Genomic DNA, 19,088 nt, shown 5'->3' on the forward strand with positions numbered 1-19,088 from the left:
ATGCGGATCGAGGTGCGCGCTTCAATGCCCAAACGCCGCAAATCAGACAGTCCATTCAATCGCTTTAACTCATCGCCCGAGGTCATCCGACTTGTGGTCATGATTTATGTGCGGTTTCCTCTGAGCTTAAGGTATGTCGAGGATCTGCTGTTTGAGAAAGAGATGATCGCCACGAGACGGCCCATGTCCGGTCAGCGATCAGTGGCTCGTCGGTTGTCATGGCGATCTCTCCTGCCAGTCGGCGTCCGTTCAGTTGTCTTTCACTGAGGCTCAATCGACGCTTGGGCAGTCAACTTTGACCTGAGCTTGGGCGTTGCGGGAGCGCAGATGTTGAAGGAGGTGCGAGCTGACAAAGAATCCGCAGGCAGTTGCGGTCTGGTAATTGTACGCTACCCTAAATCGGTAAGAGGCTAGGGGGTTCGAGAATGTCGGAAGCGCGAGCGCCAAATTCCAACGTAGATGAGCACAAAGCATTTCTCGCGCGCTATGAGAGGCCACTGCGCGCCTTTTTTGCTAAACGTCTGGATCGGCCGGAAGACACCGACGACTTGCTTCAGGAACTGCTAACTCGGCTCTGGTCGACCAAAGTAGAGCGGAAGATCGAAAACCCTGACGGTTATATTTTTCAAGCCGCAGCAAACTTGTTGAATGAGCGGTATCGCAAGGCCGGAACCCGACGCGCCACGCTCGATGGTTATGCTTTTCGGCAAAGTTTCAATGAGGAGATTACGCCCGAGCGCATCTTACAAGGCAAGGATGAATTGCATCTGTTGGAGCTAGCCTTGGCTGAATTGCCGCCTCGCACACGCACGGTGTTTCTGTTGCACCGTTTTGAAGGGTTAAAGTACCGCGAGATCGCGGAGCGGATCGGCGTCTCTGCAAGCGCAGTGGAGAAGCACATAGCAACTGCCGCGCGTCATATTGCGCATCGGCTGGATAGAACGTGATGCAAAGGCACCAAACCCAATCTGCAAATGAGGACACTGTCACGCCTCAAAGCGAGGCGGCGGACTGGTTCGCGCGAATGTCGAATGAGCGGGTCAAAGAAGAGGATCTTCATGCTTTCCGGCAATGGCGCGATGCGTCTCCTGCTAATGCCTTCGCCTATGACCGGTTGGCCGAGATTTGGGATCGAGCCGGTGATCATAGTGATGCGCCATCGATCATGGAGATGCGGCTTTCTGCATTGGCTGAGCAACCTGCCCGGCAAACCGGCACCCGTCGGGCTGCCGTGGCGGCCGCTATTGTGCTTTGCGTAAGCTTCCTGAGCTTTCTTGCACTCTCGACGGCGGGTTTCTTTCCTTGGGACGGGGGCTCTTCAAGTGAGACTGGTGAGCAGTTTGCAGCGAATTCAGTGGCCAGTGATCAGGCTGCGCCGGATCGAGTTGAATCGAACCCCGCACCTGCACAACTTGCCTTCAGCTCAAGCTATTCGACAAGAATAGGCGAGATGGCGGAATTCGATTTGCCCGACGGATCAAGCATTGCGCTCAACACTGGCTCGCAAGTCGATGTGAGTTACTCAGCCGGTCGGCGCATGCTCGCATTGGCAAAGGGTGAAGCGGTTTTCACTGTCGCAAAAGATCGCGCGCGCCCGTTCATTGTCGAAGCCGGAAATAGCCGCATCGTCGCGCTCGGCACGGTCTTTGCTGTTCGCCGTGCTGGCGACGAAGCTGACGTGACCCTGATTGAAGGCCGTGTGCGGGTCGATAAAACCAATAGATCAGGTGCCGATGTCAAGAGTGCTGAGCTCTCAGCAGGAGAGCGATTGACCGTAAGCCCAGGTCGAGAATTCGCTATCAGCAAAACTTCGCTCGCAAATGCTGCAAGCTGGCGGACCGGCCGCCTTGTGTTCGACAACACGCCGCTCAGTGAAGTGCTGGACGAGTTCAACCGCTATTCGATCGAGCAGCACGTGTTGCGCGATCCGGAGTTGGCGGACTTCCTTGTAAGCGGAACCTTCAGGATCAAATCGAGCGAACACTTCGCAGCAACTCTGGAAGCGGGCTTCCCGATTGTCGTCCGCGCGCGCGATGAGGGGCGCACATTGGAAGTTATTTCAGCGCAAGAATAGCGCTGCGAACTTCGCCCCAAAGCAACAGGATTATCGCAATGACTGCGCCGGACGCAGTTTTTTGAACCTTGCGCTGAGGAAAAGCCCATCTGCTGCATCTCACTATGCAAGAGCGAAAAAGAAATGCGCTCGAAAACAGGAAGACACCAACCCATGGGGGAACTTAATGGTTCGTAATGGTTTCGCGTTCGCCTTGCTGGCTGCCGGCTGCAGCCTTTCAGCAATGACCACTGCCGCAGTCGCACAAGACAATGGCAGCTCTCAGTCCGAGATAACGTCCCAGCGGTACGACATTGAAGCGCAGCCTCTTGAGGCCGCGTTGGACCAATTCGCGCAGGTGTCTTCAGCGGATTTGCTGTACTCATCGGTCCTTGTCGAAGGGAAGCAATCGACCCGGATAAGAGGAACTTTCACACCTGCAGATGCACTCCGGCGGATGCTGTCGGGGACAGGCCTGACCGCGACTCAGGTTTCTGAGAGCACTTTTTCTTTGCGCGAAGCAGGTACACCGGATCGCGCTGATGGTACGCAGTCGCAGGTCTCCGGCGTTGTGCGCAGCGCTGCCACGGGTACGGCATTGCCGGGTGCCCGCATAGAAGTGGTGGGTACAGATCTCGTTGCAAACACAGATGATCGCGGCTTTTTCTATTTTCCCGCCGTCGCGCTGTCCGCAAGCGATCTTCGGATCACTTATCTCGGTCAGCCTTCAGTGCTTTACCCCATTCCCGATAATGCGTTCGATCGTACGCGCATGGGCATCGCGCTTGGTGAAGCATCGAGTGATATTGTGGTTGTCGGCTATCTGAGCAGTTTGCAAAAGTCGCTGAACCAGCAATTGCGAGCGGCAAACAACTCTACTGTCATCTCCTCTGACCTACTTGGCAGCTTCCCGGCAGAGAATGTTCCGGAAGCACTGCGCCGTGTTCCCGGTGTGGCCTTCGGACGCGATGACGCGACCGGCGAAGGTAATCGTATCACAGTGCGCGGCTTCTCGTCCGAGGCCATCAATGTCCAGCTCAACGGGCTTGAGCTTCAAGGCACCGGATTTGAGCGGACAATCGATTTGTCCGGTTTCCTTGCAGACAATATCTCCGAGATAACGATCCAGAAATCGCTGCTGCCAAGCATGGAGTCCACTGGTTCCGGCGGCCTCGTTGAGATCGAGACCAAGTCCGGCTTGGATTATGATGGCCTTACAGCGCAGATCGGCGTTGAGAGCGAGAACACGCTTTCAGGTGGGTTTGGCGATGAGTTCCAGATCAACGGTCTGGTGTCTGCGCGTCTAACCGATAATTTCGGTGTAGTTGCAACCCTTCAGTATCGTGAGACGGACCGGCGCAACTTTGATGCAGATGTTGCTGGTGTCATTCCACAGGTGCTCCCAGCCGGATTCACTGCTTTGTTCCGTGTACCGGGTAGCCAACAGTTCCCTTTCGATCCTGAGTTTAATTCGCGGCTCGAAACTGGCGTGAGCTATCTGAGGCGGGATCGAGAAGAAGAGAACTTTACGGCGTCGCTCAACTTTGCCTGGGATGTAAGCGACAACACCAGCCTGCGCTTGGACCTTCAGCGCATCCAACGCGACTCTTTTGCAGAGACAGCGCGCACGACCGCGAGCTTCCTCACGACCGCGGTAGATATGCCGATACCTGAGCTTGATGGAGAGGTGCGTCGCCGCACAACCCTTCGTGCTTTGCGGCCTAACCTTGCCTTCAACGTCACAGACCTTGAAGCGCGTCAGGACACCGTGAGCCTTCGCGGCACTTCGAACCTGGACCGCTGGGTGTTCAACTACAAAGCCGGCTACCAATATGCCGTTTCGCGCTCGAATAATGCCAACCTTAGCGCGTTGGGTGACCAGGCAGCCAACCTGACTGATCTCATCTCTCCGGATACGATTGTGATCAATCCGGATGATGACGTTGCGATGACGCAGAGAGTTGTTGGCGGCGGAGTGATCTTCCAGCCGAACGGCCTGCCTGTCCTTTCGCTTTCCCAAGCGGGCCTCGATTTCTTGAACGATCCAGCCAATTATAGTCTGACGAGCGCGAGCCGCACTCTGACTGACAGCCCAACCGACGCTTATACGCTCGAAGGGAGCGCGCGTTACCTTCCAGCGCAATCCTGGTTCGACTATATTGAAGTCGGTGCGAAATGGGATCGCTCTGAGCGCGGCGCCAACGACGATGTCTTTGCGACGACTTCGACAGGCGCGTTGCTTTCTGTTGAGAGTTATCTTCGCATTTTCGGCCGCAATACGGGACTGGATGCGTTTGGTGACGGCTTGGTAGACACGCAAGGACTTGGGCAGATTGGTGCCGATACCTTCCGCTCTCCGTTCATCGTAGGTGACGCTGTAGACGCTATCTTTGATGGTCTGCCCGGGTTCCTTGCCGATGACCCGAATACTCCCGAAAACGAAGAGCGATTCCGCTTTACTGATCGCCGAAATCTCGATCCGATCCTCGACAGCGGCGGACTAGTTCCAACCAAGACAATCGAAGATCGCTCGGCTGGCTATCTGGAGACGCAGTTTACCTTCGGCGATTTCGAGTTTGTCGGTGGTGGCCGCTACGAACGGATTTTCCGTTCGGGTCAGACTATCAGTGCTCCATCAGTTCGCCCAGCCGTGGGTGCCTCAGAACCGCGCGAGACATTTGTCGATGCAGGATTGGTGGAATTCTCTGATTTGTCAGGCACGCAGGAAATCTTCACGCCAAGCCTGATTATGAACTATCGTCCGCAAGACAGTATTGTCGCGCGTTTCGCATATTTCCGCTCGACCGTGAACCCGGACTTCCGGCTGATCCGCCGCCCACGGCAGATATCCATTGATTTGCGACCTACGGTGAACCGCGCGATCATTCGCGAAGCCAATCCCGATTTGCGTCCGACGAAGACAGACAATTTCGACTTTGATCTGTCTTACTATTTCACCGACTCTCCCGGCCTTGTGCGCGTCGGGTTCTTTTACAAGGACGTGAAGAACAACTTCACCAATGTCTTCTTCCTAGATGGTACGGACACAACGGTTCGTGACGAGATCATTGAAACATTCGGAAGCCTCGCAACGGATCGGCCTGATCTTGTGGCTTTTGATGCAGACACTCAGTTTCTCCGCAACCGTCCTGAAAATGGTGAAGGCGGCGAGATTTACGGTGTCGAGCTGGAAGCCATCCGCCAGCTCACATTCCTGCCCGGGCGTTTGTCCAACTTCACTTTCCTCGGCAACTTGACTTGGACGCAAGGGGATTTCCCAACGCTCGTGTCAGGCCGCGATGATGATGGGAACCTTACGCAGTTCGAGCTTAATCGCTTCCTCGAAGATCAACCAGAATGGATCTACAACGCCTCCCTCAGCTATGCTGAAGGCGGCTTTGAAGGTCGTGTGATTTACACCTATCAGTCAGCAACCGCATCCAACTTCCAGGTGAATGGCATCGACACAGTATTGCCATCCTATGACACGTTGGATCTGCGATTGTCTTACACGTTCGATGCAGGTGGCTCGAACTTCACGGTCTACCTGCAAGGCGACGACATGCTGAACAGCGGCAATGATATCGACCTGCGGAGAGCCTTCTCGTCAGAGTTTGGTGGCGGCAGCGCAGACTTCTTCTTCCCCGATGGCTACCAGTTCAACGGCGGCCGGACGCTTACTGCGGGTATTCGCGCGAGGTTCTAGCCTCCCCCAGAACCTGTCCCAAAGGCGATAGCGCGATGCGACGCCGCGCTCTCTTTACTGGAGAGTGCGGCGTTGTAATTGGTAGGGCTGAGAGAGTTAGCGATCCCATCGCAAAATGCGGCGAATGGACTGAGGAAAAGAGGAGGACACGCATCTTGCTAGTCATGACTGTGCTGGCAGCACTGCTGCCTCGCGCTGCTTCTTTAGGAGAAAGCCATGCATCGCCGCGTCCTCGCATTTACAGCCACAACTGCGTTGCTGCTGACTATATCCGCGCCGCTTTATACGCCCGCTTTGGCAGAGCGGTTGGAAGAGCCAGACTTCGCTCACCACGCGAGCGATATTCAGGCGGATGATCGCGTTATTTATGGAAAACTAGAGAATGGTTTGCGCTATGCCGTCATGCGCAATGCAACGCCAAGCGGTGTGGCCGCGGTTCGCATGCGCATCGATACGGGCTCGCTCAATGAGACCGATGCTCAGCAGGGGCTCGCGCATTTCCTTGAGCACATGGCTTTCAATGGCTCGACCAATGTTCCCGAAGGCGAAATGGTCAAGCGACTTGAGCGCTATGGCCTTGCCTTTGGTGCTGATACCAATGCCAGCACCGGCTTTGACCAGACGACTTACAAGCTCAATCTGCCGACCGTTGCGGATGAAGTTCTCGATGAAGCCTTCTTCCTCATGCGCGAAACCGCCTCCAACTTGTTGCTCGATGCGAATGCAATCGAGCGCGAGCGGGGGGTGATCGCTTCCGAGAAGCTTGCGCGCGATTCTCTACAGTTCCGCGCCTTTGTCGACCGGTTGCGATTCTTTACTGATGGCAGCGGTCTGACTGAGCGCTTGCCGATCGGCATTGATGAGACCATTGCGACTATGCCGCGCGAAGAGTTCGTGAGCTATTATCGTGGCTATTACCGTCCGGAGAACACTTTCATTGCAGTGATCGGTGACCTTGATCCGGCTGATGCTATCGCCCGGATCGAGAGATATTTCGGCGATTGGCAAGGGGGAGGCGAGGCGCTCCCTCAAGCTCAGCGCAATCCAGCGGACATCATCCCGGGCAAGGTAGGCATCTACATCGATGACGGCCTCATGACGACACTCACGCTTGCAACGATGCGCCCTTATACCGAGCGTCCGGATAATTCAGCGAACCGGCGGGAGCGCTTGCTTCGCGGCCTAGGCGCACGGATGCTGAACGAGCGGATGCGGCGCAAGGTCAATGAAGGCAGTGCAGCGTACCTTGCAGGCGGTGCGAACTGGTATCCGGTCGAAGACACTGTCGAAGGTATGACTTTGTCGCTGCGCACCACGCCAGAGGATTGGAGCGCTGCGCTCGCAGATGGCGAGCAAGATCTGCGCCGCGCTCTGCAGTTCGGCTTCAGCCAAGCTGAACTCGATGAGCAGATTGCCCAGTCGCGGCAGGCTCGTGAAACAGCGGTCGAGCGGGCTGACACCCGCAAAACCTATGCAGGCGGTTTTGAGTTCAATTACGCCAAAGCAATTGTCGACGCCTTTGCACAAGAACGCGTCTTCAACTCGCCTCAGACGAGCCTGGAGCTCTTTGAGGAAGCCGTTAAAGGATTGACCGTTGCCGAAGTTGAAACGGCTTTCCGCGCGGCCTGGGAAGGGGTTGAAGAACCCAAGATTTACTTCAGCTCAAGCAGCGCGCCCGAAGGCGGTGCTGAGGCGATCCTTGCGGCCTTGGAAGAGACACAACAGGTTGCTGTCTCACCGCCGGAGAAGCGCAAGACACCCAAATTCGCCTACACGGATTTCGGTGAGCCGGGCGAAGTGACGAATGTCACATATCTTGAGAATGCAGACGCCTATCTAGTGAAGTTTGCAAACAATGTCCGTTTGAACTTCAAGCAGACAGACTTTGATGACGGGACGATCTACCTCCGTGCAAGGGTTGGGGAAGGCTTCCTTTCCATGCCCGAGAAAAGCGAAGGCTTGCGTAGGCTTGGCTTGAACGTGCTGAGCCGTAGCGGTGTAGAGGCGCACACGGCAGACGAGTTGCGCGCCATTTTTGCAGGGCGGCGCGTCGGGTTGAACACTCGCACTCGGTTGAATGATGATGCCTTCGACTTACTTGGCGCTACGGGGGCCGATGATTTCAGCGCACAGCTCGAGCTGATGGCAGCCAAAGTCGCAGCACCTGCCTTTCGCGAAGAGATTGCCGAGCAACATGTAAAGCGGATGCAGGCCTGGTACCCGACGCATGATTCATCCGTTGAAGCGGTCGCCAACAAATATTTGCCACGCCTGATCCGTTCGGGCGACACGCGCTTTGGATATGACGATCTCGACAATTTCCTTGCTCCGACACTAGAAGATGTGCGTGCCTGGATGGAGCCGCAGTTCAGCGAAGGCCTGATCGAAGTCACTATCGTTGGCGATATCGACCTGGAGACTGCAACCCGCGAAGTTGCGCGCACATTCGGCGCGTTGAGCGAGCGTGCAGACAGCAAAGCACCTGTGCCTGGCTCCACAAACATTGCCTTTCCCGAGGGCAGCTCCACACCCCATGTATTCGAGCATAAAGGCAATGAAGAGCAGGCTTTGGTGTATGTCTATTGGCCAGCGCCAGATGCCAGCGATCCGGCGGATCAATTCCGTATGCGGTTGCTCCGCGGATTGTTTCGCAATCGGTTAACTGAGGTTTTACGCGAAGAGATGGGCGCTACCTATTCGCCCGGAGCTGCAAACTACTCAAGTACGCTCTTTGATGGTTATGGGTATATGTATGCACGGATCACAAGCAAGCCAGGGCAAGCAGACGAGGTGCGCAGGGCAGTATTCAAGGTCGCTGAACAAATGGCCAGCGAAGGTTTTGACCAAGACGCGTTCGAGCGAGCACGCAAACCGTTATTGGAAGATCTCGGGAGTTCGCTCGAAAACAACGCATATTGGATGAATGTATTGCGCGATGCCCAAACATCTGGCGATGGCCTGGCTGGCCACCGTGTGCGCGAGGCGACATATCGCGAGGCGAGTGTGCAAGAGATCAACGGACTGGCTGCAAGAGTGTTTAACAATGCAAACAGCGTCAGCGCTTACATTCTGCCAGTTAAAACAGACGAAGAATAATACTTCAATGGTCTGTAAGGTGAATTTGTACGAAAGCTATCGCCTAACGATGTACCGGCCGGGATGCTCTCTTCGCCCAAGTGCATAATAGCAATCCAGAATTTCGCCAGTTGCGACTATTACGCTTGCGACTCGGTGGCACTCTCAATCGGATGGCCGCCTCGCTGCTTGACCGCTTGCCGCGTTGGATGGGCAATCCGAAGCATCCGTTTCGCTACCGAGTCAACTCTGACCGCCATCTAACCAACGGAGTGACCTATAACGCCAACCGCTCAGCCGCCTTGGCTGGATGGAAAAGCCTCATGGCTTGACGCACGAAGCGGGTAGGACAAGCTATGCAGAGTGGAGACAAGTTCGCGTTAGACTGACAGCACCCGCTTGGTTATAAGAGCAAAGGTTTCTAGGTGGCTCAGCGTCCTCCGAGCATGGAATAGCGAATGTGATATTCCTCGCACAGGGAAACACCCATTTCATTGGGTCACATTGATCGGGATACAAGCCAGGCGTCCTTTGAGGCTGGTTGAGCCGGTTTTGAGCCCGGCGAAAAAATGATCTTGCGCTTGATATCGATTAGCATTCTTCCACCTCAAGCTCCCTTGCATCTAGGTAACTAAGCATTCGACGAAGCGATACAAACAAAGCGTGATTTGGATTGCTTCTTGTCACACGACTTTCGCCAGCGCATGAGCATGGCGTGAGCCTCAAACGAAGATATGCGATCATTGGCTGCGGCATGATGGGCCGCGAGCATATGCAAAACCTCGCGTTAGTGCCGGATGCAAAGCTTGTTGCGATTGCCGATCCGGATGCGGGATCGCGCGATGCGGCGACGGCTTTGGCAGGCAAGCTCGGGCAGACTATTGCGACCTTTGCGAATGCGGCACACATGCTGACGGAATGTACGCCAGATGCAGTGATCATCGCCTCTCCCAACTTCACCCATTTCGACGTTGTGAAGCGTATGATGGACGCTTGCTGCGCGATCCTGCTGGAAAAACCGATGTGCACGACGCTGGAGGATGCAGCGGCCTTGGAGCAGGCAGTGGCGAGCTATCCGCATCTGTTCTGGGTCGGGCTTGAATATCGCTACATGCCGCCTGTCACCCGGTTCATTGAGCGCGTTCATGCGGGCGAACTTGGCCACTTGAAGATGCTTGCTATCCGCGAGCACCGCTTTCCGTTTCTCGTCAAAGTCGGCGATTGGAACCGCTTCAATCGTAACTCAGGCGGGACGCTGGTAGAAAAATGCTGCCATTTCTTTGATTTGATGCGGCACATTCTCCGCGACGAGCCTGTCCGAATTTTCGCCAGCGGCGCACAAGACGTGAACCATCTGGACGAGCGCTACGATGGTGAGACGCCGGACATTATCGATAATGCCTTCGTGATGGTGGATTTTTCTGGCGGTACACGCGCGGTGCTGGATCTGTGCATGTTTGCAGAGGGCTCTCAGGAACAGGAAGAAATCAGTGCGGTTGGCCCAATTGGCAAGATGGAAGTGAAGCTCCCGGGTAGAGAGGTAACTTGGTCGCCGCGTGACAAGTCCGGGCCGATTGTCGAAGTTGTCGACACGCCTGACGATGTTCTGGCCGCGGGCGATCATCACGGCGCGACCTATTTCCAATTGCTCGATTTCCATGCAGCGCTGACGCAGGGAACGCCTGCGCTCATCACTGCGCAAGACGGTTATCGCTCGGTCGCAATGGGCGTCGCAGCACAGCAATCGATTGCAACCGGCTCTCCAGTCGAACTCAACTTTCAAACTTCCGGAGCGAGCCAGTCATGACTGCATTTCCCCATGTGATTGGCGGCGTAGGTGACCTGGCTGACTATATCTCTGCCAACAAAGCCGCGATTGACGACGCGCTCACTGCATCAGGTGCGGTGCTGTTTCGGGGGTTCGACGTGCCGGACCCGCTCGCATTTGATGCAGCGGTCGTCGCCTATCGCGAAGAGAGCTTCACTTACGAGGAATCGCTTTCGAACGCGGTCCGTGTGAACGTGACGGAACGTGTGTTCACAGCGAATGAAGCGCCGCCGGAAACCGAAATCTTCATGCATCACGAGATGGCGCAAACCCCGCTCTATCCGTCCAAGCTGATGTTCTATTGCGAGATCGCGCCAGGCGAGGGCGGGGCGACCCCGCTGTGCCGTTCCGATGTGCTTTTCGATGAACTTCAAAAGCGTGATCCTGATAATGCCGCAGCGTTTAAGGAGCGCGGCGTGCGCTATTCCAACACTATGCCCGGCGAAAATGACGCAGGCTCGGGCCAGGGGCGCAGCTGGCGCAGCACGTTGGGGGTGGAGACGCGCGAAGATGCAGAGGCGAGACTGCTTGCGCTTGGATATGAGTGGGAATGGACAGCGGATGACAGTTTGCGCGCCACAACTCCGATCCTTCCGGCAGTGCGTGAGCTAGGCGATGGACGGACTGCGTTTTTCAACCAGTTGATTGCCGCGTTTTGCGGCTGGTCGGACACACGCAATGACGGCTCGCGCGCGATTACCTTCGGTGACGGCGAGCCGATTACGCAGGCGCATATGGCAGCGGCCATCGCGCTCTCGGAAGAGTTGGTTTATGATCATGCTTGGCAAAGCGGAGACGTCGTTCTGGTCGACAATTTTGCTGTCATGCATGGGCGCAGGCCCTTTACAGGCAAGCGCCGGGTGCTCGCATCCTTGATCAGCTGATCGCAGGCTTTGAACGTCCGCTTGACATAACCCAGACAGCGAGATTGGCTGCCACCAGCAGTCCCATCAAAATCATCAGCAATCCGGACGCGCCGCCGCCGCTCGCAAGCCCAAGGGGCGAGAATATCAGATAGAGTGCCACTACGCCCGACAGCAAAGTGAAGGCAGTCGGACGCCCAAAGCGCCAAGGGGTCATGTCGACCTCGTGGCGGTTGGTCGGCGCATAAGGAACTTCGCGCGGCTTCCACCGACCCACGACGAGCATGATGCCGACTTCGATAACGAACAGGATCGCGTATTGGTGAATGAAGTGCAGCGTCACGACATCGTCGAACACGAAGCGCAGCAAGCCATATGCGGTGACATGGAAAATGATGACGAGCTTTGCGCCCAAAGCGGGCACGCGCGCCGTGAACAGACCCATGATCACGATCACGACAGTGGGGATGTTGTAAAACCCGGTAAAGATGCGCACCACTTGCCACAGCCCTTCCTCAGCGAAGTAGAGCATGGGCGCTGCAGCGAATGAGAACAGCGCAATTACGACGCTAGCGATCTTGGCCACCCGCACCAGATGCGCATCGCTCGCCGACTTGCGCGATGGCGCATAGATATCGAGCGTGAATAATGTCGCGGCGCTGTTGAGCAGCGAGTTGAACGAGCTGAAGACTGCTCCCAGCAGGACGGCGAGGAAAAGACCGCCCAGATAGGCAGGCAAGAGGTCTGAAACGAGCCTTGGATAGGCTTCATCGATTGAAGCAAAGTTCGGCCCATAGAGATGAAAGGCGATCACACCCGGGATCATCATCATGAACGGCACCATGATCTTGAAGAAGCCAGAGGCAAGCACGCCCTTTTGCCCTTCGGCAAGTGATTGCGCGCCCAAGGTGCGCTGGATCACATATTGGTTAGTGCACCAGTAAAAGAGGTTAGCGAAAATCATGCCGGTGAAGATCGTGCCGAACGGGGTCGGGTCATTGCTCGATCCGATCGCGTTTAGTTTCTCCGGATGATCGCTAGTGAGGCGCGAAAGGCCGTCCGCAAAGCTGCCATCGCCTAGCGCAATAAGCCCCAGGATCGGGACGAGCAGGCCGATAAAGAGCAGCCCGACTCCGTTCAGAGTGTCAGATACTGCTACAGCTCTTAGGCCCCCGAACACCGCGTAGGCCGCGCCTGTTATTCCGATCACGATGACGGTTAGGACCAAGGCCGGAAATAGCTCCAGACCGGTCATCTCAGGCACATCGAAGAACTGCATGACTGCGAGCGAGCCTGAATAAAGCACGCTTGGAATAGTCACGAGACCGTATCCAAGCATGAACAGCAGCACGGACATCCGTCTGACAGTCGGATCGAAGCGTTCAGCCAGAAATTCAGGCAGTGTCGTAAAAGCGCCTGCGAGGTATCGCGGCAGGAACAGGAAGGCCATGGCAACAGTCGCAATCGCTGCTGTCACTTCCCACGCCATGCTGGAAAGGTTGTACCCATAGGCTGAGCCGTTCAGCCCAATGAGCTGCTCAGCCGAAAGGTTTGTCAGGAGCAGCGATCCCGCGATGAAGCCAGCCGTAAGCCCGCGCCCAGCAAGGAAGTAGCCTTCGCGCGTTTCAACCGAGCCGCGTGTCTTGCGCCAGCTGATCCAGGCAATCAGCGCCATCACCAGCACGCATGTAACGAATGTAAATCCGAGCGAAGAGACCATCATCGAAGCGTTAGCGCAGACTTCCCGTCATGCCTATCGCAATGACTTCTCGCCAGTTCCTATTCGCTGGCTTCGGACAGCGAAACTTCATCAGTCACGCGCAACATCGCAAGCGCGGCTATGACCAACGTCCCAGCAGCAAATGCCATCGTCCAGATCGGTTCTCCTGGGAAGAACCAGTTCATGATCTGGCCCATGACCGTGGCGACAAGCAATTGCGGAACGACGATGAAGACATTGAAGAGGCCCATGTAGATGCCAAGCTTTGCTTGCGGCAGGCTGCTCGCGAGGATCGCATAAGGCATGGCGAGGATGCTCGCCCAAGCGATGCCGATGCCGATTTCCGAGATCAGCAGCAATTGCGGATCACGGATGGCAAAGAAACTAGCAAAGCCGGCTGCACCGCACAGCAAGCCGACTATATGCGTCTTTGCTTTGCCAAGCCGGCTCGCCAGAAGTGGCAAGAGCGTGAGAGCGGCAACTGCGGCAACGCCGTTATAGGTTGCGAACAGCCAGCCCACCCAGTTTGCGCCTTCATTGTAGGCGGCACTCGCAGTGTCGGTGCTGCCATAGACATATTGCGTCACCACGGGTGTTGTATTGATCCACATGATGAAAAGCGCGGACCAGCTGAAGAACTGAACAACCGCGAGTTTCTTCATGATGTCTGGCATGCCTGAGAAGTCTCCGACGATGCTCGTCAACATCCCGGTCGTGTTCCCTTGTTTGGCGAGGGAGATCGCGATGGCACTCATAACACCATAAGCGACAAGTAAGCCGCCAAGCAGGTAGACTTCCTTTTCCAGCCCGAAAGAAGCGACAAGCAAAATGACGCCGAGCCCGGCGGTGATCCAGACCCCACAGCTAAGATAGGTCTTGGAAGCAAGTGCGCGAACGGTGTGCGTACCATCGCCGTCTTCGTCCCCGGCACCAAATGCTAGCATCTCTTCCGGCGAATATTCGGACGTTGTGATCACAGTCCAAAGCACAGCCAGAAACAGTGCCGCGCCGCCGATCCAGAAGCTGTAGCGGACTGTGTCTGGAATGCCGCCATCTGCTGCGACATTGGCGACACCCATTTGTGTCATGATCCATGGAATGATCGACCCCATGACTGCGCCAGCGCCAATGAAAGCTGTTTGCACTGCATAGCCTGACGTGTGCTGGTCCTTGCGCAGCATGTCGCCGACAAAGGCGCGGAATGGCTCCATCGAGATGTTGAGGCTTGCATCGAGAACCCAGAGCAGAATCGCGGCCATGATGAGCACTTCGGAAAGTGGCATCAGGAACAGCGAGAGTGCTGCCAGAACTGCTCCAAGCAGGAAGTAAGGGCGGCGGCGACCCAGTTTCCCAAGCCATGTCTTATCGGACAAGTGCCCGATGATCGGCTGGACAAGCAAGCCAGTGAGCGGGGCTGCCACCCAGAGGGCAGGCAAATCATCAATCGCGCTTCCAAGCGATTGGAAGACCCGGCTCATATTAGCGTTTTGAAGCGCAAAGCCGATCTGGATTCCGAAGAAGCCGAAGCTGATATTCCAGAGCCCCCAAAAGCCTTGAATAGGCTTTTCACGGAGCGTGGCTTGCGGCGCTGTCGCGACTTGATCCATGTTCTGCGTCCCCTCCCGATGGAACGTATCTCAGTCGGGCTGGACTATGGTCAATGCTCACGACTGTTAGATGTTGGCTGGCACGAAAGCGCGTGTGCGACAAGACACATACGAATGCGATCCACTGCCTCCGCCGACTTAAGACGGTCAGCTTTTCGCGGTGCTCCCTCGTACGATGAGCTGCGTCGGGAGACGTCGGGGCGGTGATGCCTCGCCTTTAATCTGTGCTTGCAGCAGCTCCACGAGACCTTCACCGGCCCCTTTGATGTCTTGCATCACTGTGGTTAGCGCAGGCGTTGTAAGACTTGCGGCGGGAATATCGTCAAAACCCATCACTGCGACGTCCCTTGGCACTTTGAGCCCTGCTTCGGAAAGCGCGCGCATTGCCCCGATTGCAATCAGATCGCTGGCCGCGAATATGGCGTCAAATGGCTTGCCGCTGGCAATGAGACGCTTTGCCGCATCATAGCCTGATGCTTCCGATGTAATGGCTTCGACCTGCAGCTCTGGATCAACTGCAACTTCTGCCTCTTCCATCGCCTGACACAGCCCTCGATATCGCGCCGCAAGCTCAGGACAGCTCTCGCTTGTATCGCCAAGGAATGCGATTTTCTCACGGCCTGTCGACAGGAGATGCTCGCCAGCGATGCGGCCCGCGCCGATATTGTCCGAGCCGATCGTCGCGCCGCTATCGTCGAAGCTCACTGAGCCCCAGCGTGCGAAAATCGTCCCTTGCTCGCGCAGCTGGGTGAGCCGTTCTTCATATTGCTGGTAATCCCCATAGCCGAGCAGAATCAGGCCATCGGCTCTATGGCTATCCTGATATTGCACGTGCCAGTCATCTTCCATTTTCTGGAATGAGATCAGCAGATCCAGCCCGCGATTAGCACAAGCGCGTGTGATCGACCCCAGCATCGCAAGAAAGAACGGGTTGATCATGCTGTCATCGGTTGTCGGATCTTCGAAAAACAGCAAGGCGATTGTATTAGAGCGTTGACTGCGAAGAGAGGATGCGTTCTTGTCGACCGTATATTTGAGATCTCGCGCTATCTGCTCAATTTTGGCTCTGGTCTGCGCTGAAACCGATTTATCTCCACGCAAGGCGCGGCTCACCGTGGGTTGCGACACCCCGGCCAAATAGGCGATATCAAAGCTGGTTGGACGACCTGTTGGCTTGCGTCCCACACCTCTCTCCAGTCCCGGCTGCTCCCATCCAAGCCAGTGGGCAAGAGACTAGGTTGCACGGAGGGATTTGGCAAACTGCAGTTCGCATCTCGGGGCCGATCTGCATTGTCACATTGCTGCAACAATCGCTGCCACGCGCTAGAGAACGTATACGTATGCTATCTTCCAACTGACCTGATTCCGCACCTATGCATGAGGGTGACTGGCGACCAAACGGTTTGTCTGGTCGGGACTGGAACACCGCTTCGAAGGGCGCAGGGGCGCGATAATCCGAAGTGCAGGGAGAGGAAATTTAGATGGCTATTCGTAGCACGCTTGCGGGCGGCATCAGCGCAACCGCATTTTCAATCGCGATGGTTGCTGCGGCACCTCAGGCCGCTTTGGCTCAAGACGCTGAGGCAGCAGCTGAAGACACAGAAGCAAACGAAGACGATGGCGATGTCATCATCGTCAGCGGTTTCCGTCAGGCTCTAGAAACCGCCGTCGCTGAGAAGCGTCTGAGCGATCAGATCCTTGAATCGGTTACTGCTGAAGATATCGGCAAGCTGCCTGACGACTCAATCGGCGAATCGATTGCGCGTTTGCCTGGTGTGACGTCGCAGCGCCTCAATGGCCGTGCCAATGTAATCGCCATTCGCGGCCTTGGCCCCGACTTCTCGCAGACTTTGTTGAACGGTCGCGAGCAGACGTCAACTGGTGACAACCGTGCCGTCGAATTCGACCAGTATCCATCGGAAATTGTGAACCAGGTCGTGGTCTACAAGAGTCCGACTGCTGATCTCGTCGGTCAGGGTCTCGTCGGCACCATCGATGTGCGCACGATCCGTCCGCTCGAGGCTGGAGAGCAAGTTATCGCGATCGGCGCGAAGGGTTCTTATGCTGATCTTGGTGCGCTTAACGCAGGCTCGAAGGAATTCGGTTATCGCGTGAACGCGACCTATGTCGATCAATTCGCGGACGACACTCTGGGTCTAGCGCTTGCAGCGGCTTACACTGATGAGCCTTACCAGCTGCAGGAATTCAACGCCTGGGGTTACGCAGGTGACGGATCGGCTGGCAATCCCTTTGTCATCGGCGGCAATAAAAGCTTCGTGACCTCAACGCAGCTAAAGCGCTTCGGAGTCAACGGCACGCTGCAATATCAGGCGTCGCCTAATCTTGTCGCGACTATTGACGCTTTCTACTCCGATTTTGACGATGATAGCCTTAAACGCGGTATCGAGCTTCCGCTGGGCTTCGGGGCTTTCGGCACGCAGTTTGATCCTTCGACGGCGTCGACCGTTGATACTGAATTCGGTCTCTTTGCTACGGAAGGCACCTTCACCAATGTCGAAGGCGTAGTCCGAAACGACATTTTCCAGCGCAAGGCCGAGCTCTACTCAGGTGGCTTCAACCTTGATTACCAAGGCGATGATGGCTGGAGTGCCTTCTTCGATTTTGGCTATTCAAGCACAGACCGCAACGAGCTGAGCATCGAGAGCTATTCAGGCACTGGCTACAATGTTGGTGTTGGGGCAACGGACACGATCCAGTTCTTCTCCGATACTTCGGGTACAAGCTTCTCGCCAACGCTGGATTATTCCGATCCGAGCCTGATTGTACTTACCGACCCGCTGGGTTGGGGCGGCAGTCGTGTCCAGGCCGGTTATTACAACAACCGGATCCTTGAGGACGAATTGATGCAATGGCGTGTCGGAGTCGGCAAGGAAATGGACGGCTTCATCAAGGAAGCAAAGATCGGTTTCGCATATACCAATCGGGACAAGAGCCTCACGCCTGATGAGTTCTTCGTGGTACCGGCAAATGGAGCCACCGAAGTACCGATCCCACAGGAGTTTCTGTTGCGTTCGACCGACCTTGGCTACTTGGGTCTTGGTCCGATTGTTAGCTATGATGCCCGCGATGTTATCGCAGCTGGCGTATTGGAGCTTCAGCCGAATCTCTCAAACGATATTCCAGCAAAAGCGTACAGCATCTCTGAGGACTTGCTTACCGCATATTTCCAGCTCGATCTTGAGAAGGATTTGGCGGGTGGTGTGTTCACCGGCAACATTGGTGTGCAGGCGGTCCATACTGATCAGAGCTCTTCTGGGATCGCCTTTGCGGATGGTCAGCAGGTTGATGTGACGCTGGGCGATGATTTCTGGGATATCTTGCCGAGCGCCAACCTGTCCCTGAGGCTTGATAGTGACTGGGTGATTCGTTTGGCGGCGTCGCGCCAGATCCAACGCCCGCAACTGGATGACCTTCGCGCGGCCATTTCATACGGTATCAACAATAATGTGGCTGAAAGCCCAACGGGTCTCGCGCCATTCATTAGCGGCGGAGGCGGCAACCCGTTGCTCCGCCCGTATCGCGCTAATGCCGTCGACTTCAACGTTGAAAAGTACTTTGCAGGTGGAGCGGGCGTTGTCGCAGTTCAGCTGTTTTACAAGGATTTGGTCAGCTACATTGATGGTTCAAGGACCATTTTCGACTACGAGGGGCTTCCGACACCTGCTGGTCAAACTCCTGCGACTACAATCGGCTTCCTCGACTCCGAAGTGAACACCGGTGGTGGCGATTTCTACGGAGCAGAGCTCTCGGCAACGGTACCGTTTGACGCGTTTATTCCTGCACTTGAAGGCTTCGGTGCAACCGGTGGTGTTGGATACACAAAGTCGAAAATCGAAGATGCCAACGGAAATGAAGACGTCATTCCCGGTTACTCGAAGTGGGTTGCCAATGGCACGCTCTATTACGAGCGTGGCGGGTTCAACGCGCGCGGTAGTGTCCGCTATCGTTCTGAATTCCTGGCTGATTTCACAGGCTTTGGCGGTAACATCACTCGCCGTCTCGCCCGTGCCGAAACGATTGTTGATGCGCAAATCGGCTACGACTTCGAAAGCGGGCCGCTCGATGGTCTATCCCTCTACATCCAGGGGCAGAACCTGACGAACGCACCGTTTGTGTCGCAGTTCGATGTGCCAGTGCGCGAAGCAGTGATCGACAACCAGGAATATGGTCGCCGGTTCCTCGCTGGCTTCACTTACCGGTTCTAAGGACCGGCTT

General features: G+C 55.9%; 10 protein-coding genes and 1 pseudogene. 8 read left to right on the forward strand and 3 right to left on the reverse strand.

The window, feature by feature from the left end:
* Positions 1 to 24: 24 nt before the first annotated feature.
* From HUO12_RS14725 to HUO12_RS14170, 7 genes and pseudogenes are all read left to right on the forward strand, one after another.
* A pseudogene (locus tag HUO12_RS14725) lies at positions 25 to 159 on the forward strand (IS6 family transposase); the annotation flags it as partial.
* Between the two features lie 266 nt (positions 160 to 425).
* On the forward strand, positions 426 to 947 hold the full coding sequence (locus HUO12_RS14145; RefSeq protein ID WP_176274198.1) for an RNA polymerase sigma factor: 522 nt from the start codon (positions 426 to 428) through the stop codon (positions 945 to 947).
* Entirely contained in the window at positions 947 to 2,074 is a 1,128-nt protein-coding gene (locus HUO12_RS14150) for a FecR family protein (protein WP_176274199.1), read from the forward strand. The genes HUO12_RS14145 and HUO12_RS14150 overlap by 1 nt, the downstream gene beginning before the upstream one ends.
* 223 nt (positions 2,075 to 2,297) lie before the next feature.
* The gene (locus tag HUO12_RS14155) at positions 2,298 to 5,759 is read left to right on the forward strand and encodes a TonB-dependent receptor (RefSeq protein ID WP_176274200.1); all 3,462 of its coding nucleotides are present in this window, start codon (positions 2,298 to 2,300) and stop codon (positions 5,757 to 5,759) included.
* A 216-nt stretch (positions 5,760 to 5,975) separates the two neighbouring features.
* Entirely contained in the window at positions 5,976 to 8,855 is a 2,880-nt protein-coding gene (locus tag HUO12_RS14160; RefSeq protein ID WP_176274201.1) for a M16 family metallopeptidase, read from the forward strand.
* A 694-nt stretch (positions 8,856 to 9,549) separates the two neighbouring features.
* A complete protein-coding gene (locus HUO12_RS14165) occupies positions 9,550 to 10,641 on the forward strand; it encodes a Gfo/Idh/MocA family protein (protein WP_176274202.1) in 1,092 nt (363 codons plus the stop codon).
* Complete coding sequence (locus HUO12_RS14170; RefSeq protein WP_176274203.1) at positions 10,638 to 11,546, forward strand: TauD/TfdA family dioxygenase; 909 nt, start codon at positions 10,638 to 10,640, stop codon at positions 11,544 to 11,546. The genes HUO12_RS14165 and HUO12_RS14170 overlap by 4 nt, the downstream gene beginning before the upstream one ends.
* Here the strand turns inward: HUO12_RS14170 and HUO12_RS14175 are convergent.
* The 3 genes from HUO12_RS14175 to HUO12_RS14185 all read right to left on the reverse strand — a co-directional run bounded on the left by HUO12_RS14175 (position 11,539) and on the right by HUO12_RS14185 (position 16,037).
* Positions 11,539 to 13,248, reverse strand: coding sequence for a solute:sodium symporter family transporter (locus tag HUO12_RS14175; protein ID WP_176274204.1), 1,710 nt, complete (start codon positions 13,246 to 13,248; stop codon positions 11,539 to 11,541). The two genes, HUO12_RS14170 and HUO12_RS14175, sit on opposite strands and share 8 nt — an antisense overlap.
* A 56-nt stretch (positions 13,249 to 13,304) precedes the next feature.
* Complete coding sequence (locus tag HUO12_RS14180) at positions 13,305 to 14,852, reverse strand: MFS transporter (protein ID WP_176274205.1); 1,548 nt, start codon at positions 14,850 to 14,852, stop codon at positions 13,305 to 13,307.
* Between the two features lie 147 nt (positions 14,853 to 14,999).
* Positions 15,000 to 16,037: a LacI family DNA-binding transcriptional regulator gene (locus tag HUO12_RS14185; RefSeq protein ID WP_176274206.1), complete on the reverse strand. Its 1,038-nt coding sequence runs from the start codon at positions 16,035 to 16,037 to the stop codon at positions 15,000 to 15,002.
* 296 nt (positions 16,038 to 16,333) lie between these two features.
* Between HUO12_RS14185 and HUO12_RS14190 the strand changes: the two genes are divergently transcribed.
* On the forward strand, positions 16,334 to 19,078 hold the full coding sequence (locus HUO12_RS14190) for a TonB-dependent receptor (protein WP_176274207.1): 2,745 nt from the start codon (positions 16,334 to 16,336) through the stop codon (positions 19,076 to 19,078).
* Positions 19,079 to 19,088: the final 10 nt, after the last annotated feature.

Origin of the sequence: Altererythrobacter lutimaris, assembly GCF_013371495.1 — a bacterium.
Classification (GTDB): domain Bacteria; phylum Pseudomonadota; class Alphaproteobacteria; order Sphingomonadales; family Sphingomonadaceae; genus Erythrobacter; species Erythrobacter lutimaris_A.

What these genes read in the sequence shown, in the direction of transcription:
- HUO12_RS14145 (WP_176274198.1), top strand. Translation starts at nt 426, where the DNA reads ATGTCGGAAGCGCGAGCGCCAAATTCCAACGTAGATGAGCACAAAGCA.
- HUO12_RS14150 (WP_176274199.1), top strand. Translation starts at nt 947, where the DNA reads ATGCAAAGGCACCAAACCCAATCTGCAAATGAGGACACTGTCACGCCT.
- HUO12_RS14155 (WP_176274200.1), top strand. Translation starts at nt 2,298, where the DNA reads ATGACCACTGCCGCAGTCGCACAAGACAATGGCAGCTCTCAGTCCGAG.
- HUO12_RS14160 (WP_176274201.1), top strand. Translation starts at nt 5,976, where the DNA reads ATGCATCGCCGCGTCCTCGCATTTACAGCCACAACTGCGTTGCTGCTG.
- HUO12_RS14170 (WP_176274203.1), top strand. Translation starts at nt 10,638, where the DNA reads ATGACTGCATTTCCCCATGTGATTGGCGGCGTAGGTGACCTGGCTGAC.
- HUO12_RS14175 (WP_176274204.1), bottom strand. Translation starts at nt 13,248, where the DNA reads ATGATGGTCTCTTCGCTCGGATTTACATTCGTTACATGCGTGCTGGTG.
- HUO12_RS14180 (WP_176274205.1), bottom strand. Translation starts at nt 14,852, where the DNA reads ATGGATCAAGTCGCGACAGCGCCGCAAGCCACGCTCCGTGAAAAGCCT.
- HUO12_RS14190 (WP_176274207.1), top strand. Translation starts at nt 16,334, where the DNA reads ATGGCTATTCGTAGCACGCTTGCGGGCGGCATCAGCGCAACCGCATTT.